This window comes from Kribbella sp. NBC_00482 (assembly GCF_036013725.1).
In the GTDB taxonomy this organism is placed as follows: Bacteria; Actinomycetota; Actinomycetes; order Propionibacteriales; family Kribbellaceae; genus Kribbella.
Genome location: NZ_CP107881.1, coordinates 2653173 through 2676117, shown reverse-complemented (window position 1 = coordinate 2676117; position 22945 = coordinate 2653173). Strand labels below are relative to the sequence as shown.

Below are 22945 nucleotides of genomic sequence, written 5' to 3'. Positions count from 1 at the left end.
GGTGGGTCTGCCAGGCAAATTGGTGGGTCTGCCAGGCAAATTGGTGGGTCTGCCAGGCAAATGGGGTTACTGGGGGAGGTCGGCGTAGGCGGCGACGAGGGTTGCGGAGTCGTGTTCCCAGTTGAGTTCTGTGGCGGCGGAGCGGACACCGTCGGTGTAGGTCGTGTAGTTGTCGATAACCGTGCGGACCGCGGTGGCCAGCGAGTGGGCGTTGCCGGGCTCGTAGAGGCCGCCGAGTTTGTACTGCGTGACGACCGCTCGCAGCTCGGGGAGGTCAGCCGCCACGACGGGAACGCCGGCGCGGACGGCGTGGAAGAGTTTGTTCGGTAGCGCGAGGCGATGGTTCTCGCAGGTGTTGGTGAGGGTGACGAGCGAGATGCCGTACGAGCGCAACGTGTCGTCGACCTCGTCGATGGACCGCTCCGCGACGGTCTCCACCGGCCCCAGATCCAAGCGATAGTTGGGATCCACCGACCCCATCAGCACCGTCCGGAACGGCGCCAGCTCACGAGCCGCCGCGACCACGGTCGGCAGATCACGCCCGGCTCCGACGCGTCCGGCGTACAGCAAACCCTCGGGCTGCGAAGGTGCCGCCGGTACGTCGTCCGCACGCGGGAACGTGTTCCGTACGACACGCACATCGGTCAATCCACGCGACCGCAGCCGCGCCGCGATCCCGTCCGACACCGTGAACACGACCCGCGCGCGAGACGCCAACGCCACCTCGTACCGCCGCCCACGCGCCCGCCACATCGGCGTCGGCCGCCCCGGCAGCGCCCGGTCGAACCACAGCTCGTGGCTGTCGTACACCAGCGAGGCAGACCACAGAGCGGCGTACTCCGCGGCGAGTTCCAACGTGTTGAAGTCGTGCGCGTGCACGACGTCGACCGGACCGGCCGCGGCCACCTGAGCCGCCGCGGCAAGACGCCACTGCTTCTCGGTGCGGTTCCGGTGCTCGGGCAGCAGCAGCCACCGCCCGAACCGCTTGGCGAGAACCTTGGGACCGGAATGCCCGTGCCCGACTGTCAGCCCGCCGTTCCCGGTTCGCAGACCGGAAGAGCGGGAGACCGACTCCACCGTGATCCCTGGCCCCACTTCGAAGCCTTCAGGGACGTCCCGGCCGATCACGTGCAGCGTGTGACCGGCCGCGGCGAGCGCCGTCGCCTCCCGCAGGATCCGCGAGTCCCCGGCGATCGGGGACTGCGCGATCATCAGAATCCGCACTTACTCGCTCTCGTCCTCGTACACCAGTTCGTTGTTGAGGAACGGCAGCAGTTCCGCGACCGACTTCCGGCCGTCGTGCAGGTCGCGCACGAACGACGGTCCCGCGTCGGCGATCTTGCGGGCCGTGTCGCGCTCGGCGACCAGCCGCTCGATCACCTCGGACAGGTCGTCCGGGTTCGCCTCGGCGATCGGCAGGTCCGTCGGCAGCAGGTCGCGAACCGGGTCCGCGATGTGCCCGACAGTGACCCGGCCGGCAGCCATCGCCTCGCAGGCGAACACGCCGTACGAACCGAGCAACAACTGGTCGACCACGATGTCGGCGCTCTTCACCATCTCGGCGAGCTCCGCGTGCGGCACACCCTGGACCCGCTGGTACTTGATCAGGCCTCGCGCATCCAGGTCCGTCAGCACAGGATCGACGTACGCCGAACCCTTCAACGCGGAGGCCGACGGCGCGTGCAGCACCACCGGGACCTCGCGCTCGAGCACCGGCTGCGTCGACACGAAACCCTCGACGTCGACGGCGAGCGGCAACCAGATGCCGTTGTCGACGAACTCCAGCAGGTCCGGCGTGGTGACGAAGACCGGTCCCTTGTAGCCGTCGAGGTGGTGGCGCATCAGGTTGTTCGCGGCCTGCAGCCGCACCGTCAGCTCGTCGTCCGGGTTGCGGAACGGCGAGTAACGGTACTGCTCGCGGTGCTGCGCAGGATCGCGGATCTCCGACCCGTGGAACACCAGACCGTGCTTGATCCCGGCCTGGTCCAGCATCGGTACGTCGGTCGTCCACATCTGCCCGCGCTGCTGGCCGAACATCGGCCGGCCCGCCTCGAACAGCACGTGGGTGACCTCACGCAACGCGTACGCCGTCAGCTCCAGCTGCCAGCGCAGGTCCGACCGGTACTGGCGGTACGTGCCCGTGCGGTGCACGCGGAAGTCGAACGCGCCGCTGCCCGTGGTCAGTGACTCCGCCTTGACGTCCGGCACCTCACGCTCGAGCGCGGTCGCCCACAACCACGCCTGGCCGGCGCTGTTGACCGGACCGAGCAGCAGGTGCCGCCCGGTCTTGCTCATCTTGCCGCCCGGCCGCGTGATATCCATCTGCTGCCCGGTCAGCTCGCTGTACAGCTCACGGAGCTTGGTCGCCTGCCCGGCCCAGGACACCTCCTGCTGGTACGCCGGATCCGCGACCCGCTCGCGGTAGCTGTCCAGATCGCCGAGCACCGTGCGGACCTTGGACGCCAGGTCGTGCGCGTCGGCCGCGGTGAAGACCTCGCCGATCTTGGTGCGGTCGACGAACTCCTTCATGCTCGGCATGTCGCTGACGACCACCGGCAGCCCCGCGAATGCGTACTCGAACAGCTTGTTCGGCAACGCCATCTCGTGGCTCGGGTAGCGCAGGATCGGGATCAGCCCGACGTCGGCGGTCCGCAGGAACGCGACCACCTCGTCCGGCTTCACCGGGTCCAGGCAGTGCAGACGGTCCTGCACCTCGAGCTGCACGGCCTGCGCCTGCAGCTCGCGGACCGCATCCGTCGCCACACCGGGAACACACACGACGGCCAGGTGCGCGTCCGGCAGATCCACCAGCGCCTGTACGGCGGTGTGGATGCCGCGCGCCCGCGTCACCCCACCGCTGTAGACCAGCAGCGGTACGTCGGAGGCCAGGCCGATCTGGCTGCGAATGTCGGACACCTCGACCGACACGTCAGCAGGGTTCGGCGTGTTCATCACCACGGTCGGCTCGTGCCGCAGGTTGTGCTCGCGCTGCAACCGGGTCGCGATGGCCGGGCTGACGGTGATCACCCGGTCCGCTTCGCCGATGTACTCGCGCTCGTGGTTGGCCCAGGCCGCGATCGAACGCCGGGTCCGGGCGCCGTACTGCGAGAGTCCCGCGACGTACTCGTGCGCGTCGTACACGACCTTCAGCTTGCGGCCGCGCAGCTTGGCGCGGCCGGCCGCGCGGGTCGCGACACCGATCACGTGCATGTCGTGGGCGTGCACCACGTCCGGCTCGAGGCGGTCGATCAGGTCGCCGAACGCGATCTCCAGGTCCAGCGCCTCCGGGTGCAGCTTGCGCCACGGCGCCGGCCAGGGCAGCCGGTGCAGCACCCCGTCGTACGCTCGCCAGCTGAACTTGAACGGTCCGTCCGCCTTGTTGCCGACGCCCTTGCGGACCCAGGCGGCGCGCTCGGCGGCCTGCCAGCGCGCGCGACGGATCAGCCGGGTGGCGACGCCGGCCTTGAACTTGACCGGATTCCCCTGGCCCGCCTTGGCCCGCGCGATCGCGTGCCCCGAGTCCGCCTTGAGCTCCTTGATCTCGGCCGCGATCCGCTGGCTGCGCGCCACATAGGTTGCTCGGTACCGGTACCCCACCATCGGCGGCCGCCAGTTGCGGCGTGCCGTGCGGCTTCGTTTCCGTTCCTCACGCAGCGTGAAAGGCACCGCTACCCGGACGATCAGCGCTCCGTCGAGCATCTCCCTCGACGGCAGACCGCTGGCCGAGACCCCGAGCACAGTGACTTCTGCTCCGGTCTCGGCCAATGCTGCGGCCTCCTTGCGGACCCGGCTGTCGTTGGTGACGTCGTTGGCGACCATCATCACGACCCGCAGGTCGGCATGTGTCACTGGCTGACCGACCTTCCGATCACAATCCGACGCACGCCGGCCCACTTGGCCGGGTCGGTGCGGTCGCGACCGTCGACGAGTACCTTCACGCCCGGCAGGTCCGCCGGGCTCAGCTGCGCGTACTCCGCGTGGTCCGCCTGCAGCACCGCCGCGTCCACCGGCGTGCCCAGCGTGTACGGCGTGAAGCCGAGACCCTGGAGCTCCTCGTCGGTGTACAGCGGGTCGTGCACGGACACCTCGGCGCCGCGCGCCTTCAACGCCTCCACGGCCGGGAAGACCCCGGAGAACGCGGTCTCCTTGACGCCACCGCGGTACGACGCGCCGAGCACGACGACGTTGGCGCCCTTGAGGTCACCGAACGCGCCCTCGAGCAGACCGATCGTGTAGTCGGGCATGCCGGCGTTCGCCTCGCGGGCGGCCCGGACGACGGTGGCGTCCGGGTCGGTGTACAGGTACAGCCGCGGGTAGACCGGGATGCAGTGGCCGCCGACCGCGATACCCGGCCGGTGGATGTGGCTGTACGGCTGCGAGTTCGACGCCTCGATGACGGCGTGTACGTCGATGCCGTTCTGGCCGGCGAACCGGGCGAACTGGTTCGCCAGGCCGATGTTCACGTCGCGGTAGGTGGTCTCGGCCAGCTTCGCCAGCTCGGCCGCCTCCGCGGAGCCCAGATCCCAGACGCCGTTCGCGCGGTCCAGGTCCGGACGCTCGTCGAAGTCCAGGACGGCCTCGTAGAAGGCGATGGCGCGCTTCGCGCCCTCCTCGGACAGGCCGCCGACGAGCTTCGGGTACTTGCGCAGGTCCGCGAAGACGCGGCCGGTGAGCACCCGCTCCGGCGAGAACACCAGGTGGAAGTCGGTGCCCTCGGTCAGGCCGGAGATCTCCTCCAGCATCGGCTTCCACCGGTTCCGGGTGGTGCCGACCGGGAGCGTGGTCTCGTAGCTGACCAGCGTGCCGGGCGCGAGGTGCTCGGCCAGCGAACGGGTCGCGTTCTCCATCCAGCCGAACTCGGGCTGACCGGTCTGCTCGTCCACGAACAGCGGTACGACCACGACGACCGCGTCGCTGTTCGGGATCGCGTCCGCGTAGTCCGTGGTCGCCCGCAGGCGGCCGTCGGCCACGGTCTCGGCGAGCAGCTCCTGCAGGTGGGCCTCACCCGGGAACGGCTCCTGGCCGGCGTTCACCAGGTCAACGAACTTCTGGTTGATGTCGACGCCGACGACCTGATGGCCCTTGGCCGCGAACTGGACCGCCAACGGCAGTCCGATCTTGCCTAAGGCAACAACACTGACACGCACAGCAACTCCACTAGGTAGTGATTCTTCATCGGGGGCCTCGGAGCTTCCGTTCCAGCGGGTGCTCGACCAACTTGTAGAGCAGCGCCGAGGCGAAGATCGAGAGGACAAGGACACCGGCGTACCAGGTCAGGTTCGACCAGCCGATCGGGCCGGCGACACCGTGCTGTTCCTTGATCGCGTACAGGATCGTGGCGTGCACGAGGTAGAAGGCGTACGACCACTGGCCGAGCGCGACCATCGGCTTGCTGCGCAGCACCGACCGGCCGCCGCGCATGTCGCGGGCGGCGACCGCGAGGATCAGGAAGCCGTACAGGAAGGTGAGGATCTCTTTCTGGCACAGGCCCATGGTGATCGCGCCCGGGAACGTTTTCGCGTGCACACCGGAGTAATAGAGCAGGTACAGGCCGCCGCCGGTGACCAGGAACGCGAACCACACCGGGATCCGCGGCCTCCAGCCGGACCGCAGCGAGATCGCGAGGCCGATACCGAACAGGAAAGCCACCGAGTGCAGCACCGGCTGCGGCAGCACCGGTACGTCGGCCTTGTAGTGGAACAGCGCCAGGCGGTACGCCCCGCCGAGCACGAGCACCGAGACGCACAGGATCAGGCCGCCGACCGTCTTCAGCCGCTGCGTGGCCCGCCAGACGAACGGGAAGTACGCGTAGAAGAACGCCTCCACCGACAGCGTCCAGCCGGCCGGGTTACCGCCGTACAGGATCGTCGGGTTGTTCGACCAACCCTGCAGCAGGAGCCCGGACAGTACCAGCACAGTCATCGAGACCGGCTTGATCCAGGCCATCCCGGTCGGCGGCTCGAACCGGTAGAAGACGAAGATCGCGGCGACCAGGGTGAGGAAGTACAGCGGGAAGATCCGCGCGAACCGGCGCCGGTAGAACGTGCTGATCTTCGTCCCCGGCCGGGACGACCAGGTGAGCACGAACCCGGACAGCACGAAGAAGAACGTGACGCCGGACGTGCCGTACTGCAGGAATTTGAAGATTGGCAGTGGCGCCAGCTGGGTCATGTGGTGGCAGAACACGAAGAAGGCCGCCCACCAGCGCAAACCGGTGAGCGACTCGACTCGTGGCAACCTCTTGCCGGGGCGCGGTGGACCCGCGTCCGCGGGGGTCGTACTGACTGGCGCGCCGGGAGGTGGAGTCGTGGCAGCGGCCGACCCGGGGGCTTCCTGGGTCGGCGGCGTCTTGTTCTCTTCGGCGGCCTTCGTCATGTGGTTACTCCGCGAGAGTGGCAACGACACGCTCTGCAGCGTGGCCGTCGCCGTACGGCATCGGGCGGTCCCCGGTGGGCGTCGGCCGGGCAGCCAACTCGGGCAGCTTACTCACGTCGGATGTCAACACGTTCCATCCGTCGTCCAGCGTCTCGACCCACTCGGTCTCGGTGCGCAGCGTGGTGCACACCCGGCCGAGCAGGAAGGCCTCCTTCTGAAGACCGCCGGAGTCGGTCACGACACCGGCCGAACCGAGCACGGCCGCGACCATCTCCGGGTACGCCAGCGGCTCCCGGACGTGCAGCGAACCGTCCGGACGCTCCAGCTTGATGCCGTGCTCCGCACACTTCGCGACGAGCCGCGGGTGGGCCAGCAGCAGGACCGGCGTACCGGCCGCGCCGAGACCGTCGACGATCGCGGCCAGCCGCTCCGGGTCGTCGGTGTTCTCGGCCCGGTGGATGGTCGAGACGACGTACTCACCGCGCTTGAACGGCAGGTCGAGCTCGTTGTCCTTGACCGCGTCGCGGACCCGGAAGCACACGTCGGTCATCACATCGCCGACCAGCCGCGACCTGTCCTTCAGACCCTCGTTCGCCAGGTGGTCCATCGCCACCTGGGTCGGGGCCAGCAGCAGGTCCGCCGCGTGGTCCGTGAGGACCCGGTTGTGCTCCTCCGGCATCAGCCGGTTGAACGAGCGCAGCCCGGCCTCGAGGTGCGCCACCGGCAGATGCATCTTCACCGCGGACAGCGTGCCGGCGAGCGTCGAGTTCGTGTCGCCGTACACCAGCACCCAGTCCGGCTTGTGCTCGTCCAGTACGGCGTCCATCGCGGCCAGCATCGCGCCGGTCTGGACACCGTGGCTGCCGGACCCGACGCCCAGGTGGACGTCCGGGGCCGGGATCCGCAGGTCGGCGAAGAACACGTCGGACATGTTCTTGTCGTAGTGCTGGCCGGTGTGCACGATCACGTGCTGGTGCCCATGTTGCTCTTGCGCGGCGGCAAACGCCTCCGCCACCGGCGCCAGCTTCACGAACTGCGGGCGCGCCCCGACAACGCTCAGAACCTTCATGGTTACTGGGACTCCCCGGCGACCTTGACGGTTCGATCCTCGGATGCCGACTGCAGAACGGCCTCGGCCACCTTCACGGTGGTCAGACCCTGCTGCAGAGTGACGATGTCCGCCTCCTTGCCGAGCACCGCGTCGCGGAACGCCTCGTGCTCGGTGCGCAGCGGCTCCGGCTTGCTGATCGCGTACCGGACCATGTCGCCCTCGCTGACACCGCGGAAGTGCGCGACGTCGTCCCACGCGGTGACGACGGTGCCGTTCGCGTGGAAGGTCAGGTCGGCGGTCAGGGTGTCGGCGATGAAGGCGCCCTTCTCACCGGTGACGACGGTGAGGCGCTCCTTCATCGGGGACAGCCAGTTGACCAGGTGGCTGGTGACGGTGCCGTCGGCCAGCTTGCCGGTCACCGCGATCAGGTCCTCGTACTGCCGTCCCGACTTGTGGGCGCTCTGCGCCGACACCGAGACGAACGGCGACTGGGTCACCCAGGCGGTCAGGTCGATGTCGTGGGTGGCCAGGTCGAGCACCACGCCGACGTCGGCGATCCGGGCCGGGAACGGGCCCTGGCGGCGGGTGGTGATCTGGTAGATGTCGCCCAGCTCGCCGGCCTCCAGCCGCACCCGCAGCGCCTGCAGCGCCGGGTTGTACCGCTCGATGTGGCCGACCGCGCCGACCAGACCGGCCGCCTCGAACGCCTTCGCGATCTCGGTCGCCTCGGCCGAGGAACCGGCCAGCGGCTTCTCGATCATCGCGTGTACGCCGGCCTCGGCCAGCGCCTTCGCGATCTCGGCGTGGTACTGCGTCGGCACCGCGACCATGCAGTAGTCGAGCTTCTCGGCGATCAGCTGCTCGATGGTCTCGTGCACCGGACGACCGCCGGCCACGTTGAACTTGTCACCGCCCGGGTCGGCGACCGCGACCAGGTCGACGCCCTCGAGGGACGCCAGGACGCGGCCGTGGTGCCGGCCCATCATGCCCAGGCCGATCAGGCCCGCACGCAGGTTCGCCATCTCACGCACCCGCCTTCGCCACGGTGTTCACCGCGGCCACGATCCGGTTCAGGTCGTCCTCGGACAGCGAGGGGTGGACCGGCAGCGAGAGCACCTCGGCCGCGGCCTTCTCGGTCTCCGGCAGGTCCAGCTCACGCTGGAACGACGGGAGCCGGTGGTTCGGGATCGGGTAGTACACGCCGCAGCCGACGCCGTACTCGGTCCGGAGCGCGTTCGCGAAACCGTCGCGGTCCTCGGTCACGCGGATCGTGTACTGGTGGTACACGTGGGTCGCCTCGGCGGCGACCGCCGGAACGGCGACACCCTGCAGGTTCGCGTCCAGGAAGGCCGCGTTCTCCTGCCGCTGCTTGGTCCAGCCGCCGACCTTGGTCAGCTGCACGCGGCCGATGGCGGCGTGCAGGTCGGTCATGCGGTTGTTCAGGCCGACGACCTCGTTCTCGTACTGCTTGAGCATGCCCTGGTTGCGGAACAGCCGCATCCGGCGCTCGAGGTCGGCGTTCGCGACCGAGTTCATGCCGCCCTCGCCGGACGTCATGTTCTTGGTCGGGTAGAGGCTGAACATCGCGAACTCGCCGAAGGTGCCGACGGGCGCGCCGTTCCAGGTGGCGCCGTGAGCCTGCGCCGCGTCCTCGTAGATCTGGATGCCGTGCTTGTCGGCGATCGCCTGCAGCGCGGTGATGTTGGCCGGGTGACCGAACAGGTGCACCGGCATGACGGCCTTGGTCTTCTCGGTGATCGCGGCCTCGACCGCGACCGGGTCCAGGCAGAAGTACGTCGGCTCGATGTCGACGAACACCGGGGTGGCGCCGGTCAGCGCGACGCTGTTCGCGGTCGCGGCGAAGGTGAAGGACGGGACGATGACCTCGTCACCCGGTCCGACCCCCGCGGCCAGCAGGCCGAGGTGGAGACCCGACGTGCCCGAGTTCGTCGCGACGCACGCCCGGCCGGAGACCAGCGCTGCGCCGAACTCCTGCTCGAAGGCCGCCACCTCAGGACCCTGGGCGAGCATGCCGGACTGCATGACACGGTCGACAGCCTCGCGCTCCTCCTTCCCGATGATCGGCTTCGCGGCCGGAATCGGCTGCACCATCAGTTCTCCTCCATTGCTTCACCGGCCGGCCGCAGCCGTCCGTCGGTTTCGATGTACATCTCGCCCGTGTTCGGGCACTTCCACTCGCCGTCCCCGACGGAGAGCAGCGGGACCCCGGCCTTGCCGACCCACTTGAGCCGGCGCGCCGGGACCCCGGCGACCAGCGCGAAGTCTGGCACGTCCTTCGTGACGACCGCACCCGCGGCGACGGTCGCCCAGCGGCCGATGGTGACCGGGGCCACGCAGACGCTGCGCGCACCGAGCGAGCAGCCTTCCTTCATCGTCACGCCGACCGGTTCCCAGTCGTGCCCGCTCTTCGGCGTCCCGTCCGGGTTCACCGCGCGCGGGAAGTAGTCGTTGGTGAGAACCACCGCCGGGCCGATGAACACGCCGTCCTCGAGGGACGCGGGCTCGTACACCAGCGCGTAGTTCTGGATCTTGCAGTTGTCGCCCATCCGGACCCCGGTCCCGACGTAGGCACCGCGGCCGACGATGCAGTTCTTGCCGAGGACCGCGTTCTCGCGGATCTGGGCCAGATGCCAGACCGACGAACCGTCGCCGATCTGGGCGCTGTCGTCGACGTCGGCGGATGGCGCGATGCGGGACGTCACAGGGTCTCCTTCGAAATGAGCCAACTTCTCAGTACTTCGGCCGAGCGGCGTCCGTCGTGCAGCTCCACCACGAAACCGGGGCCGGCGGCCGCCCGCTCGGCGGCGGCGTCACGATCCGCGATCAGGCCGGTGACGACATCACCCAGGGTGTCGGGATCCGCCTCCACGATCGGCACCTCTCGCCCGGCCAGACTACGCACCCGGTGGCGCACCGCTTCACCGACGTACGAAACCACGATCCGCCCGGCCGCCAGCGCTTCTGCGGCTGCCACGCCGTACAGGCCGATCCGGAGCTGATCGACAACGATGTCCGCGTCGCCGATGACTTTCGCCATCTGCTCGTGCGGTACGCCGGTGATCCGCCGGTACTCGACCACGCCGCTGTCGTGCAGCCTGGTCAGCACCGCGTCGATCTCCTCGGTGCCCTTGAGTTTCGCGTTCGACGGAACGTGCGCGACGACCGGCTTCTCGCCGGAGAACAACGGCCGCGCGGCCTGCTGCCAGGGCGCCGGATCGATCGCGACCGGCAGCCACTGGGCGTTCGGTACGTCGTCCAGCAGGTCGACCGTGGAGACGAAGACCGGGAGCTGCAGCGACTCGACCAGTTCGGCGTGCCGGCGGGCCTGCGGCTCGAGGCGGTCGGTCAGCTCGTCACCGGGGGTGAACGGCGACCAGCGCTCGCGCTTCGCGTGCCGGCTGGGCAGGCGGATGTCGGAGCCGTGGAAGAGCAGGCTCACGTTGATGCCCTTGCCGAGCATCGTCTCGATGTCGGCGGACGCGTCCGAGACGCCGCGGGCCCCGAAGAGCGGACGCAGCGACTCGACCATCACGTGCGTGTAGTTCTCGACGACGTACTGCTCCTGGGCGCGCTGCCAGCGCGGCTGGCCGAACCACGCCAGCGGTACGCCGTAGTCGTCGGCGAACTGGAACTGTCCCTTGCGGTGCAAGGAGAACGCGACGGCGCTGACGTCCGGCAGGGTCTCGGCGGCCTGTGCCCAGGCGTGCCCCTGACCGGCGGAGTTGGTCGGCCCGACCAGCATCCGCACCGGTGTCGACGCTGCCGGCGGGAAGGCGGGCAGCGACGCATACGAGTACCGCAAGCCGCGCAGGCGCCGCCGGACCGCTCCCGCGGTCCGGGCCAACGGCGCCGGCAGGCGCTCGCGGATCGTCATCGTCGTCGTGTCACCCATTTACTTGGTAGGGACCTTCATCATGTCGAGCTCCCGGCGGGCGGCCGGTAGACCGAGCACGACCGGCGTGCTGGCCTTCCGCTGACCGAGGTTCCAGCCGGCCCAGATGGCGCCGGCGTCGAGCGCGATCACGACATCGGCCTGGTCGATGGTCGACAGCACGTCGCGACGGCTGAGCACCCGCTCCCAGTACGTCTTGCCGAGATCGCTGGTCGCCCGCTGGCCGCGCAGGAACTTCACCGGCGCCGAGGTCTTGATTGCCTTGGGCAACATCCGGCCGGCGACCTTCCTAGCCTTCCGGGCCCGCCACTCGACCGCCTTCACGACCCGCTTGGCGCCAGTCGGCTTCGGCTTCGCCGGAGCAGCCGGTGCAGGAGCAGGCGCAGGCTGCGGCTTCGGTGCAGGCTCCTCGACAACCGGAGCAGCACTCTCAACCTCTGCTACTTCTTCCTCCACGACCGGCTCTTCCACGATCGGCTCGGCCGGCATGCGGCCCGGGCCGATCAGCGTGAAGGTGTTGACCTTGTCGGCCACCCAGGCGGACGGCGCCACCCAGCCGACGACGTCGATGGTGATGTTCTGGTCGCCGAGGTCCTCGCGGACCTGGTCGAAGTACGTCGGCGGCAGCTTGCGCGTGGACAGCAGAACGACGTTGCTCATGCGGCAACCCCCTTCACACTCGCGGCCAGCGACTCGATCCGCGGATCCAGCTGCAGGTCCCGCCGGTACGACGCACCGAACTCGCGCGCCTTCGCCCGGATGCCCTCGTCCGCGGTGCGGGCCGCGTGCGCCGCCTCGATCAGCGCCGCCGCGATCGCCTCCGGCGTCACATCCTCGACCGGGAACCACAACGGATGCCCACGCAGTACGTCGGACGCCGCGTTCTCCGGGTCGTGAACCGACACCACGGGCAGTCCGGTGGCGAGGTACTCGAACACCTTGCCGCTCGTCACGTACCGGCCCTTGCCCAGCATCAGCAGCTGCGCGTCGAACTCGTCGTACGCCTTGGCGATCTCCGCCTTGCCGACCGGGCCCTCGTAGCTGACCCCGTCGTCGGTGGCGGCGTTGATGGTCGCGAGCATGTCCGCCCGCGGCTGCGCGTAGTACCCGAGGTAGCCGTAGATCTTCGCCTTCGCGCCGGCGAGTTCCTCGGACTGCTCCTTGGCGAGCTGCCAGCCCTTGACGAAGTCCGCGAGCGGCACCTTCGGCGACACCGTTCCGACGTACCCGAAGACCAGCGGCCGGTCGGTGACCGCGCCGCGGTCCTGCGTGTCCGGCACCAGGTCGGGGTCGAAGCCGTTGGCGACCGTGTGCATCCGGCTCGCCTGCGCCGGGTAGAGCTTCTCGTGCCAGTCCTTGATCGGGTCGTTCACGAACCAGACCTCGCGCGCGGACTCGACCAGCTTCTTCTCCCACTTGGCGGCGCGGCTGTTCGGCTCGTGCAGCCGGTCACCGGTGAACACGTCCAGCAGCCACGCGTCGCGGTAGTCCATGACGTACGGCACCTGGAACTTCTTGTGCAGGTGGTACGCCGCGGTGAACGCGACGTGCGGGTTGGCGGTGGCGACCGTCAGGTCGACCTTGTTCGCCTGGTGGATGCGCTCCGCGGCCTTCTCGAGCACCGAACGCCACGGCCCGTAGCCGCTCTCCGGGAACGGGATCTGGTCCTGCTTGGTGCGCCACTTGGCCCAGAGCTTCGGGTTCGACGCCCGGCGCTTGGACCAGCGGCGCAGGTCGGCTTCGAGAATCGGCCACTCGAACGGGACCCGGACGACCTCGACGGACGGGTCGACCCGCTCCTCGAGGGTCAGGTCCGCACCGGTGAACCGGAAGAACGTGTCGCGGTCGGCCGTCAGCACGGTCACCTTCCAGCCGAGCGCGGCGAACCGGTTGGCCGTGGCCAGAGCCCGGTAGACACCGCCGCCACGGCAGGGCGGGAAGCCCCAGGCGACGTACAACAGATGAGGGCGGGCGGTCATGCACGTCCTTTCAAGGAAGCAGGGTCCTTCAGCAGTTTGAGAATCGCGTCGGCCAGGTCGTCGTACGGCGTGTTCGTGGGCAGATGGTCCGCCGCCCACTGCAGCGCGTGGTCGCGCAGCTTCTCCAGCTCACCGGGGTCCGCGGACCAGCGCCGCAGGGTCTCGGACGCCTCCGCCACCGAGTCCACCAGGACTCCGCCACCGGACTCCTCGATCACCTTGGTCTGCCGGGGCAGCCGGGTGGACAGCACGGGAAGACCGCTGGCGAGGTACTCGTAGATCTTGGACGGCATCGCTTCCACGAACGCCGGGGTCGGCTGCAGCATGGCCAGGCTCGCCCAAGCTCCCTTGGTGAGCTGCCACGCGTCCGCCGGTGGCTGGCGCCCGTGCAGCCGGACCCGACCGGTGAGGTCGGGCTGCGCGATCCGGGCCTCCAGCTCGTCCCGGTCCGACGGTGCGACCGGGCCGACCAGGTCGAGAGACCAGTCCGGCGCCGCGGCGACGGTCTCGACCATGTCGAACAGTCCACGGCTCCTGCGCAGGTCCCCGACGTACACCGCACGCGGTGCGCCGGTGGGCGGGGACGGGGCCAGGAAGCCGCGGTTGGGAAGGTTCTGCACCACGATGCGGTGCTTCGCCTGGTGAGGTGCGAGGTGCGAGTCTGCGACCACGGTGAGATCGGCGCCCGCGGCCAGCTTCGACCCGGCGCGCACGATCAGCCGGGCCGGCAGACCCGCAGGACCCTGCGCCCACGCGCGATCGGCCAGCAGCCGCTCGTAATCCTCGTGCACGTCGACCACGAACTTGCGCCGCCGCAGCGCGGTGACGAGCCGGGTGAACGGGATCATGTCCGGGTCGACCGTCATCACCACCTTGGCCTTGGTCCGCCACGGCAGTACGGCAGTCCGGGCCAGCCGCTGCACCAGGTTGCCGCGCGGTCCGGCGTGCACCACAGCACCCTCCGGTCCACCGTCGGCGTCGCCGAGGCCCCACAGCTCGACCGACAGATCACGGTGCTGCAGGGCAGCGGTGATCTTGTGCAGGCGCGCATCGGCCACGTCGTGGCCGGTCGTGATGATCCCCACGTCCGGCGCGGTGCTGCGTGACATTGGTCAGAGGTCCTCGAGTGAGACAGCTTCTGCTTCGCCGACCTGCAGGAACTTCGTGTAGGCCTGGATGACCTCGTTCGGCTCACCGCGCATCATCAGCTTGCCCTTGTGCAACCAGATGCAGTCGTTGCACATCTCGCGGACACTGCTCATCGCGTGGCTGACCAGGAACATGGTCCGGCTGTTCGTGACCAGTTCGCCCATCTTGGCCGCGGCCTTGCTCTTGAACGACGCGTCACCCGCCGACAGCGCCTCGTCGATCAGCAGGATGTCCGGATCCATGTGCACCGCGACGGAGAACGCCAGCCGGCTGAACATGCCGGACGAGTACGTCCGCATCGGCATCTCCATGAAGTCACCGAGCTCGGCGAACTCCGCGATCTCCTCGTACCGGGCCTCGATCTCCTTGCGGCTCAGGCCCGCCGCGAGTCCGCCGAGGACCACGTTCTCCTTGCCGGACAGGGCGGCGTTGAAGCCGACGCCCAGCGACAGCAGGGTGGAGACCCGGCCGTGCACCTCGATCCGGCCCGAGGTCGGCGGCAGGATGCCGGCGACCGCGCGCATCAGCGTCGACTTCCCGGCGCCGTTCGCGCCGATGATGCCGATCGTGGTGCCGTGGTTGACGTCGAACGAGACGTTCTGGACGGCCTTGACCTCACGGACCGCCCGCTCGCCGCGACCGAAGCGCACCAGAGCGCTCTTGAACGTCGGCACCCGCTCGAACGTGGTCCGGTAGGTGATGGACACGTCCTGCACCTTGACGGCCGGAATGTCCGAAGGGCTCTTCTGCATCGGCTTCTTCTCAGTGTCAGAGACGGACAACGAACTCACGCTCCCTCGACATGAAGAACAGCGAGCCGATCACGAAGGCGACGATCGCCCAGAACCCACCGCCGGCCCACATCTGCCACTTCGGGATGTCGCCACGCACCAGCAGGTCGGCCCAGCCGCCGATCAGCGGGTAGAGCGGGTTGTACTGGATGAAGCCCTTGAACTTCGCCGGGGCCTGCTCGGCGAACCACAGCACCGGTGACATGTAGAGCCAGATCCGCACGAAGTACGGCAGGAAGCTGGTGGTGTCCCGGAAGTACACCTGCAGGGCCGCGAAGATCATGCCCATGCCGGCGGCGAACACCGTCAGCATGATCAGGAACGCCGGGGCCAGCAGCATCGCCCAGTGCAGGGGCTGCCGCATTGCCAGGTGGATGACCAGATAGACGACCAAGGTCGGCAGGAAGCGGAAGAACGCAGTCCGCACCGCCGACAGCGGCAACAACATCCGCGGGAACGACTGGTTCATCAGCAGCTTGCCGCCGCCGACGACGCTCGCCGCGCCCGCTGTCATCGCACCGGAGAAGTAGTAGAAGGCGAAGAGGCCGCCGCACATGTGCGCGAACCGCTCACCGGCATCGATCTTGGTACTCCCACCGGCGATGATGTCGACCAGTAGGTAGTAGACCGCTGCCAGCAGCAGTGGGTTCAGCACCAGCCACACCTGGCCGAAGAAGGTGTTCGTGTTGGCGGCCCGGATGTTGGTCCGGGACATCTCCGCTGCGAACTCCCGCCGCTGCCACAACGCCCTGAAGTACGGGCGCAGTTTCGGCAGACCGACCTTGTGTGGTTCGTACACGTGCACCGACGGGTTGAACTCCTCGTCGACGCTAGTCGCGTTCATTCAGGCGATGCCTCTCTCTGCCGGAAGGTTGGATCCACGATGGCCGATCACCTGGGTTTCGACGGTAGCCGCCCGGGGTACGGCGACGTGCCACGCAGACCGGGAAGCAGAGTAGCGGATCGGCACGGACGCCGACGACACAGCGGTCCTCCTTAGTGAGCAACGACGTACGGACGGCTACCGAACGTCGTACCCCGCTGCAACCACAACACCTGCGTCGTCCTTCGCCGATCGTTATCCGGAATATACATTTGACAGCCGGGGACGACCAAAACGCCTTCCAGCCAAGTCAAATCGCGGTCAATTCACGATGTACGACGCTACCCCGCCGTCCGAAGTTGACGTGACCTGTCACACCGGCCGCGTGACCAGAGAGGTCAGCGGGCACGGGTGTTATGGGCGGGACCCCAGGAAGTGCGTCCTGGCCGGGGCGTGCCGGGCGGCGGACGTGACACGCAACATCACATCCGCGCTCCCCATGGACAGCCTCACCATCCACGGAGCACCCTTCAGCACCCCCTGGGGTTCCACCGTCGATCCGGGAGCACGTCCGCAGTGGGCGGTAGCGGACAGCCGCGCCGGATCGGCCGGCACGATGACCAGGGCGGCGGTCATCGCACCCTCAATCCGTCCCCAGAGCGGCTGCGGACGCCGGCAGGTGCGCGCAGCAGGTGTGGGGACGGACCGGAGACCGCAGGAGGACAACGCCCGCCGGGATCCCTGCAAGGACCCGCGGGCGCTGGGGACGGCGGCACCGGTACGGTCGGCGGCACAGGGCGGAACCGGTCGCATCGGGCACTCCTCCTCATCGGCCTCACGATTGGAGATGCCACATTTTGTACACCCTCCAGCACAGCCAGTGATGGCACGGAAGTGCGAGGGCACCGATGCGCCGGGATCGAGACCCAACCGAAACAGGCTCCGCTGACGAGACAGCCAACTCGGGCCAGAATTGGAACAGCAGCCCGGCGGCGCTCAGGTGGTCCGTCGCCGGGCTGCTGGACCTCAATTCTCGCTCACTACTGCGCGGAAAGGGTGGCCAGATGGTGACACGGCACAATAATGCTGACAGGACAACAAATATCGCTGCGTGCATTGACGTCGACACGTTCAGTGCCGACGGCCCTGGACCGTCCCGTCTAGGCTGGAAGGGCGGTAGCGGACGGTGACAGCAGCCGGAAGGGAGGGGAGCTTTGTGAGCACAACGGACACGGAGCGTGTCGGCCATTTGAAGGTGCTCGGGCTCAACGACGACGAGATCAAGGTCTACCAGCATCTGCTGCGGACCGGCCCGTCGTCGATCACCGAACTGGGCGAGGCGGTCCCCGACCGGGAACGCTCGATCGACGCCACCCTGGGCGGCCTGGTGCAGGCCGGGTTGGCCAGGCGATCCGGTTCGGACCACTCGCGCTACCTGCCGGTGCCGCCGGACGCGGGCCTGGAGGCGATGACACTGCGCCGCGAGTCCGAGCTGAAGCAGGCCCGGATCGAGGTCCTGAACGCGTACGACGAATTCCGCCGGACCGTGCACAACGAGTCGACCACGCACCTCATCGAGGTCGTCACCGGCAGCGCGATCGTCGAGCGGATCCACCAGATCAAGAGCGGCGTCCAGCGCGAGATCCTGGCCATCGACTCCCCGCCGTACTACATCGGCGGACCGAACCAGGAGGAGATCGACCAGCTCCGCCGCGGCGTCTCCTACCGGGTCGTGTACTCGCCGGAGTCCGTCGAGGTGCCGGGCTACCTGACCGAGAACATCCTTCCTTGTGTGGAGGCCGGTGAGCAGGCGCGGGTGCTACCCGACGTACCGGCGAAGCTGACGATCATCGACGGCGCGATCGCGTTCGTGTCGATGTCCGCGCGCGACACCGACGTGAACCGGTCGCTGCTGATCATCCGGCCGAGCAGCCTGCTGTCCGCGCTGATCGGGATGTTCGAGCTGTGCTGGCGCAACGCGCTGCCACTGCACGCTTCGGTGGGCACCGAGGACGACCGCCTGGAGCCGATCGAGCGCCGCCTGCTGGCGTTGCTGGCGACCGGCGCAGCGGACGACACCATCGCCCGCACGCTCGGTATCAGCCGCCGGACGTTCTTCCGCTACCTGGAGCGCCTGATGAACCGCACCGGCGCCAGCACCCGCTTCCAGCTCGCCCTGCACGCAGCCCGGGAGAACTGGCTGTAGAGCCTCTCAGGCTGTTGTGAGGCCGCACCCCACACCACCCTCGCGTAGGACATTCGGCTCGGGTTCAGGCCTGGGCGGGGATGAACTCCTTCGCGACGACCTCGGCGATCTGGGCGGTGTTCAGTGCCGCGCCCTTGCGGAGGTTGTCGCCGCAGACGAACAGCTCCAGCGCGTTCGGGTCGTCGAGCGACTTGCGGATCCGGCCGACCCAGGTCGGGTCGGTGCCGACCACGTCGGCCGGCGTCGGGAACTCACCCTCGGCCGGGTTGTCGAACAGCAGCACGCCAGGAGCGTCCCGCAGTACCTCGCGGGCGCCGTCGGCGTCGACCTCCTGGACGAACCGGGCGTGCACCGACAGCGAGTGCGTGGTGACGACCGGGACCCGTACGCAGGTCGCGGACACCTTGAGGTCCGGCAGGCCGAGGATCTTGCGGGACTCGTTGCGGACCTTCAGCTCCTCCGACGACCAGCCGTCGTCCTTGAGCGAGCCGGCCCACGGTACGACGTTCAGCGCCAGCGGGGCCGCGAACGGGCCGAGGTCGTTGCCGACCAGACGCCGGACATCGCCCGGAGTGCTCCCCAGCTCGCGGTTGCCGGCCACCTTGGCGAGCTGGTCGTACAACGTGTCGATCCCGGACTGCCCGGCACCGGACGCGGCCTGGTACGACGCCACCACGAGCTGCTCGAGCTCGTAGCGGTGGTGCAGCGCGCCCATCGCGACGATCATCGACAGCGTCGTGCAGTTCGGGTTGGAGATGATGCCCTTCGGCCGGTTCCGGGCCGCCTCGGCGTTCACCTCGGGGACCACCAGCGGCACGTCCGGGTCCATCCGGAACGCGCCGGAGTTGTCCACCACGACGGCGCCCTTGGCGGCCGCGATCGGCGCCCAGTGCGCCGACACCTCGTCCGGTACGTCGAACATCGCCACGTCGATGCCGTCGAAGGCCTGCTCGCTGATCGCGACGACCTCGACCTCCTCGCCGCGGACCTTGAGCCGCTTGCCCGCGGAGCGCTCGGAGGCGATCAGCCGGATCTCTCCCCAGACGTTCTGCCTGGTCGAGAGCAAGGTCAGCATCACCGTCCCGACGGCGCCGGTCGCACCGACCACCGCCAGGGAAGGCAGACCCGTCCGGTCCTCGATCGTGTTCTCCACAGCGCTCACAGGGGTCACCGTCCAGTTCCTCCGTACACGACAGCCGAGGTGTGCTCGTCGTCCAGATCGAATGCGGTGTGCGCCGCGGTCACGGCAGCATCCACCAGGTTCTCGTCCACGACCACCGAGATCCGGATCTCCGAGGTGGAGATCATCTCGATGTTCACGCCGGCGTCGGCGAGCGCGGAGAAGAACTTCGCGGAAACGCCCGGGTGCGAGCGCATTCCGACCCCGACGACGGAGACCTTTCCGATCTGGTCGTCGTACAGCAACTGCTCATAGCCCACCTCGTCCTTCATCCGCGCCAGCGCGGACATCGCCCGGGCGCCGTCGGCGCGGGGCAGCGTGAACGAGATGTCGGTGCGGTTCGTGGCGACCGCGGACACGTTCTGCACGATCATGTCGATGTTGGTGTCGGCACCGGCGACCGTCTCGAAGATCCGGGCCGCCTCACCCGGCTTGTCGGGCACGCCGACCACCGTGATCTTGGCTTCGCCGCGGTCCTGCACGACGCCGGAGATGATCGCCTGTTCCATCTGATCCAGTTCCTTCGCATCGACGACCCAGGTGCCTTCCTTCTGCGAGAAGGAGGAACGCACATGGACGGGGACGTTGTAACGCCGCGCGTACTCGACGCAGCGCAGGTGCAGCACCTTGGCGCCGCAGGCAGCCATCTCGAGCATCTCCTCGTAGGAGATCTTCGGGATCTGCTGAGCGGCCGGCACGATCCGCGGGTCCGCGGTGAAGATGCCGTCCACGTCGGTGTAGATCTCGCAGTAGTCGGCCTCCAGCGCGGCGGCCAGCGCCACCGCGGTGGTGTCGGAGGCGCCGCGGCCCATCGTGGTGATGTCCTTGGTGTCCTGGGCGACGCCCTGGAAACCAGCCACGATCGCGATGTGGCCCTCGCCGAGCGCGTCCTCGATCCGGCCCGGCGTGATGTCGATGATGCGCGCGTTGCCGTGCGCGGCGGTCGTGATCACGCCGGCCTGCGATCCGGTGAAGCTGCGGGCCTCGTACCCCAGGTTGGCGATCGCCATCGCCAGCAGCGCGGCCGAGATCCGCTCACCCGAGGTGAGCAGCATGTCGAGCTCGCGCGGCGGGGGCAGCGGAGAGACCTGCTGGGCCAGGTCCATCAGTTCGTCGGTCGTGTCGCCCATGGCGGAGATGACCACCACGACGTCGTTCCCGGCCTTCTTTGTCGCGACGATCCGTTGGGCCACGCGCTTGATGCAATCGGCGTCGGCGACCGAAGAACCGCCGTACTTGTGTACGACGCGTCCCACAGTGTTTCTCCTCAAACCACTGGTTGCGGTACGCCGTGCGGCGTTGCACCAGGCGTAGTCGTTCGGTTCATTCTAGCCGTGACCTGACCGTTGCCTACCGGCTGACCAGCAACCGGTCAGCGGTACTTGTCCATATAAGTCATCGCTGAAATACTGTACCGGTGCACGCGTTCGACATTCTCGGCGACCCGGTCCGGCGCCGGATCCTGGAGCTGCTCGCCGACGGCGAGCTGCCGGCCGGCAGTATCGCCGGCACGATCGGCGCGGAGTTCGGCATCAGCCAGCCGGCCGTGTCCCAGCACCTCAGAGTGCTGCGTGACAACGGGTTCGCGACCGTGACCGTCGACGGCACGCGGAGGCTGTACGCCGTCGACCCCGAGCCGCTGCGGGAGATCGACAGCTGGCTGGACCAGTACCGCAAGTTCTGGACGAACCGGCTCGACGCCCTGGAGACCGAACTGCACCGCGGCCGCCGGACATAACCTTCGAGGCATTACCTGCATCTCAGGTGGTATGCGGAACATCGTGGGCAGGCTGTGCATGTCCGAGGACGGCATCGTCGAACGACCGGAGCAGTGGCTGGCACGACCGGCGATCGGGCAACTGATGCCCGAGGACGGGACCGTGCTGTGGGGCCGGCGTACGTTCGAGCGGTACGCCGGTTCGCTCGACGGACTCGAGCACACCCGGAACCTCGTCGTCGGATCCCGTCCCGTCGTTGCACGCCCCGGCACCGAGATGCTGCAGGGCGACACCCGCCGGGTGCTGTCGGCTCTCAAGGCCGTGCCGGGTGACGACCTGCGCGTGATCGGCAGCCTGACCTTGGTCCGCTCGCTGCTGCGATGGCGCCTGCTCGACGAGATCTCCCTGCTCATCCACCCGGTCCCCGCGGGTCGCGGCATGCTCCTGGACCGGCGGCACCTGCAGCTGATCTCGATGTGCGCCCGCGACGGCGGTGTACTGGAGGCGAACTATCGCGTGCGTTACGCGGCGACCGCGGCGCCGTCGACGGCGCTGGTGTCGAGCGGCCGATGGGGCGGAACACGGAGCAGGGACAGGGTCGCGAGCACGGTGAGGCCCGCGGTCAGGACCCACGCGTAGCGAACGCCGAACGCCTCGACCACTGCGCCGGCGACGGCGGATCCGACGGCCGAGCCAACCATTCCACCGCTCTGCGCCCACCCGAAGATCTCGGTGTGCGCGGACGTCGGCGTGAGCGCGCCGATGCGTTCGTAGAGGGCAGCCACCGTCGGCGCGATCATGCAGCCGGCGGCGAACATCCCGATCGCCAACGCAACCACGGACGACGTCGCGAAGATGCAGACGGCGACCAGTGCGGCGAGCAACAGCATCCGCCGCCACACGGACGACGTACGTCCGCCGGGCAGGGCGCCGTTGATCACGCCGCCGGTCACACTGCCGACCGCTGCGACCGTCTCGAGAATGCCCGCGATCAGCCGGTTGCCGTGCTCGTCCGCGACGGCGACCATGCCGAGCGACATCGACGCGAACCCCATCACCAGACACGCCCAGGCGATCAGGATCGGCGTCCGGTGCGGATGGACCACCAGCTGCCAGGCAGTGGGACGCGGACCAGCCTCTTCGTCATGCGGTACGCCGGACTGCTGGCTCAGACCGAACCACCAGATCGCTGCCGCCGCCGTGACCGCGCAGGCCAGCAGACCGGCCCGTGGACTCGCGAAACTGACCATGATCGCGCCGAGCATCGGACCGAAGACGAACAGCAGCTCCTGTGCCGTGGCGTCCAGTGAGTACACCGCACGAAGTCGGGAGCCGTGCACGATCCGCGGCCAGTTGGCGCGCAGTGCGGACGTCACGGGCGCGACGAACACACCAGCCAGGGCAGCCGCGACCGGGAGCAGCCGGTACCAGCTGTACGGCAGCAGAGCGAGCACTGCCATCCAGACACCCCAGGCCATCCCGGTGCCGATCACTACCTTGCGCGCGCCCTTACGGTCCGCCATCCGGGACCAGATGACGCTCGCAAACGCCGTACCGACCGAGTAGGCGCCCGCGACCACACCGGCCCAGCCGAAGTTGCCGGCCGCGTCCTTGGCCAGGAACGCCAACGGGACCATCGTCGCCAATACCGGCAACCGCGCGATCAAGGCCGAGGCGAGCAGCGCCATCACGCCTTGGGTCTTCCAGAGATCGCGGTACGCCGTCAGGTCCATAGGACTCATTCTTTCCTGACATCGATG

General features: G+C 68.6%; 20 protein-coding genes. 3 read left to right on the top strand and 17 right to left on the bottom strand.

Annotated features, from left to right (window positions below):
- Positions 1 to 66: 66 nt before the first annotated feature.
- The 14 genes from OHB24_RS13535 to OHB24_RS13470 are packed head-to-tail and all read right to left on the bottom strand — an operon-like array spanning position 67 to position 16102.
- Positions 67 to 1224: a glycosyltransferase gene (locus OHB24_RS13535; RefSeq protein WP_327639348.1), complete on the bottom strand. Its 1158-nt coding sequence runs from the start codon at positions 1222 to 1224 to the stop codon at positions 67 to 69.
- Entirely contained in the window at positions 1225 to 3849 is a 2625-nt protein-coding gene (locus tag OHB24_RS13530; protein WP_327639347.1) for a glycosyltransferase family 4 protein, read from the bottom strand.
- The gene (locus OHB24_RS13525) at positions 3846 to 5147 is read right to left on the bottom strand and encodes a nucleotide sugar dehydrogenase (RefSeq protein ID WP_327639346.1); all 1302 of its coding nucleotides are present in this window, start codon (positions 5145 to 5147) and stop codon (positions 3846 to 3848) included. Before OHB24_RS13525 ends, OHB24_RS13530 begins: the two co-directional genes overlap by 4 nt.
- Positions 5148 to 5172: 25 nt before the next feature.
- Positions 5173 to 6375 carry an acyltransferase family protein gene (locus tag OHB24_RS13520; protein ID WP_327639345.1) on the bottom strand — a complete coding sequence of 401 codons (1203 nt, stop codon included), beginning with the start codon at positions 6373 to 6375 and terminating at the stop codon, positions 5173 to 5175.
- A 4-nt stretch (positions 6376 to 6379) separates the two neighbouring features.
- Positions 6380 to 7444: a non-hydrolyzing UDP-N-acetylglucosamine 2-epimerase gene (gene wecB / locus OHB24_RS13515; RefSeq protein WP_327639344.1), complete on the bottom strand. Its 1065-nt coding sequence runs from the start codon at positions 7442 to 7444 to the stop codon at positions 6380 to 6382.
- Between the two features lie 2 nt (positions 7445 to 7446).
- A complete protein-coding gene (locus tag OHB24_RS13510; RefSeq protein WP_327639343.1) occupies positions 7447 to 8448 on the bottom strand; it encodes a Gfo/Idh/MocA family protein in 1002 nt (333 codons plus the stop codon).
- Position 8449: 1 nt separating this feature from the next.
- Positions 8450 to 9541: a DegT/DnrJ/EryC1/StrS family aminotransferase gene (locus OHB24_RS13505; RefSeq protein WP_327641057.1), complete on the bottom strand. Its 1092-nt coding sequence runs from the start codon at positions 9539 to 9541 to the stop codon at positions 8450 to 8452.
- Entirely contained in the window at positions 9538 to 10149 is a 612-nt protein-coding gene (locus OHB24_RS13500) for an acyltransferase (RefSeq protein WP_133786571.1), read from the bottom strand. Before OHB24_RS13500 ends, OHB24_RS13505 begins: the two co-directional genes overlap by 4 nt.
- Positions 10146 to 11339, bottom strand: coding sequence for a hypothetical protein (locus OHB24_RS13495; RefSeq protein WP_327639341.1), 1194 nt, complete (start codon positions 11337 to 11339; stop codon positions 10146 to 10148). Before OHB24_RS13495 ends, OHB24_RS13500 begins: the two co-directional genes overlap by 4 nt.
- Entirely contained in the window at positions 11340 to 11999 is a 660-nt protein-coding gene (locus OHB24_RS13490) for a hypothetical protein (RefSeq protein WP_327639340.1), read from the bottom strand.
- Positions 11996 to 13318, bottom strand: a complete 1323-nt coding sequence (locus tag OHB24_RS13485) for a glycosyltransferase (RefSeq protein WP_327639339.1) — start codon at positions 13316 to 13318, stop codon at positions 11996 to 11998. Before OHB24_RS13485 ends, OHB24_RS13490 begins: the two co-directional genes overlap by 4 nt.
- Positions 13315 to 14427 carry a glycosyltransferase gene (locus OHB24_RS13480; protein ID WP_327639338.1) on the bottom strand — a complete coding sequence of 371 codons (1113 nt, stop codon included), beginning with the start codon at positions 14425 to 14427 and terminating at the stop codon, positions 13315 to 13317. The genes OHB24_RS13485 and OHB24_RS13480 overlap by 4 nt, the downstream gene beginning before the upstream one ends.
- 3 nt (positions 14428 to 14430) lie before the next feature.
- Positions 14431 to 15219, bottom strand: coding sequence for an ABC transporter ATP-binding protein (locus OHB24_RS13475; RefSeq protein WP_327639337.1), 789 nt, complete (start codon positions 15217 to 15219; stop codon positions 14431 to 14433).
- A 16-nt stretch (positions 15220 to 15235) separates the two neighbouring features.
- Positions 15236 to 16102: an ABC transporter permease gene (locus OHB24_RS13470; RefSeq protein WP_327639336.1), complete on the bottom strand. Its 867-nt coding sequence runs from the start codon at positions 16100 to 16102 to the stop codon at positions 15236 to 15238.
- Between the two features lie 1195 nt (positions 16103 to 17297).
- Here OHB24_RS13470 and OHB24_RS13465 point away from each other — a divergent pair.
- A complete protein-coding gene (locus tag OHB24_RS13465) occupies positions 17298 to 18287 on the top strand; it encodes a helix-turn-helix domain-containing protein (RefSeq protein WP_327639335.1) in 990 nt (329 codons plus the stop codon).
- Positions 18288 to 18351: 64 nt separating this feature from the next.
- Here OHB24_RS13465 and OHB24_RS13460 read toward each other — a convergent pair whose 3' ends face one another.
- The gene (locus tag OHB24_RS13460; RefSeq protein ID WP_327639334.1) at positions 18352 to 19458 is read right to left on the bottom strand and encodes an aspartate-semialdehyde dehydrogenase; all 1107 of its coding nucleotides are present in this window, start codon (positions 19456 to 19458) and stop codon (positions 18352 to 18354) included.
- Complete coding sequence (locus OHB24_RS13455) at positions 19455 to 20723, bottom strand: aspartate kinase (RefSeq protein ID WP_131337442.1); 1269 nt, start codon at positions 20721 to 20723, stop codon at positions 19455 to 19457. Before OHB24_RS13455 ends, OHB24_RS13460 begins: the two co-directional genes overlap by 4 nt.
- Positions 20724 to 20884: 161 nt before the next feature.
- Here OHB24_RS13455 and OHB24_RS13450 point away from each other — a divergent pair, with 161 nt between their 5' ends.
- Complete coding sequence (locus tag OHB24_RS13450) at positions 20885 to 21205, top strand: ArsR/SmtB family transcription factor (RefSeq protein WP_327639333.1); 321 nt, start codon at positions 20885 to 20887, stop codon at positions 21203 to 21205.
- A gap of 31 nt (positions 21206 to 21236) precedes the next feature.
- Complete coding sequence (locus OHB24_RS13445) at positions 21237 to 21824, top strand: dihydrofolate reductase family protein (protein ID WP_327639332.1); 588 nt, start codon at positions 21237 to 21239, stop codon at positions 21822 to 21824.
- Here OHB24_RS13445 and OHB24_RS13440 read toward each other — a convergent pair.
- A complete protein-coding gene (locus tag OHB24_RS13440; RefSeq protein ID WP_327639331.1) occupies positions 21707 to 22918 on the bottom strand; it encodes an MFS transporter in 1212 nt (403 codons plus the stop codon). The genes OHB24_RS13445 and OHB24_RS13440 overlap by 118 nt on opposite strands.
- Between the last annotated feature and the right edge of the window lie 27 nt (positions 22919 to 22945).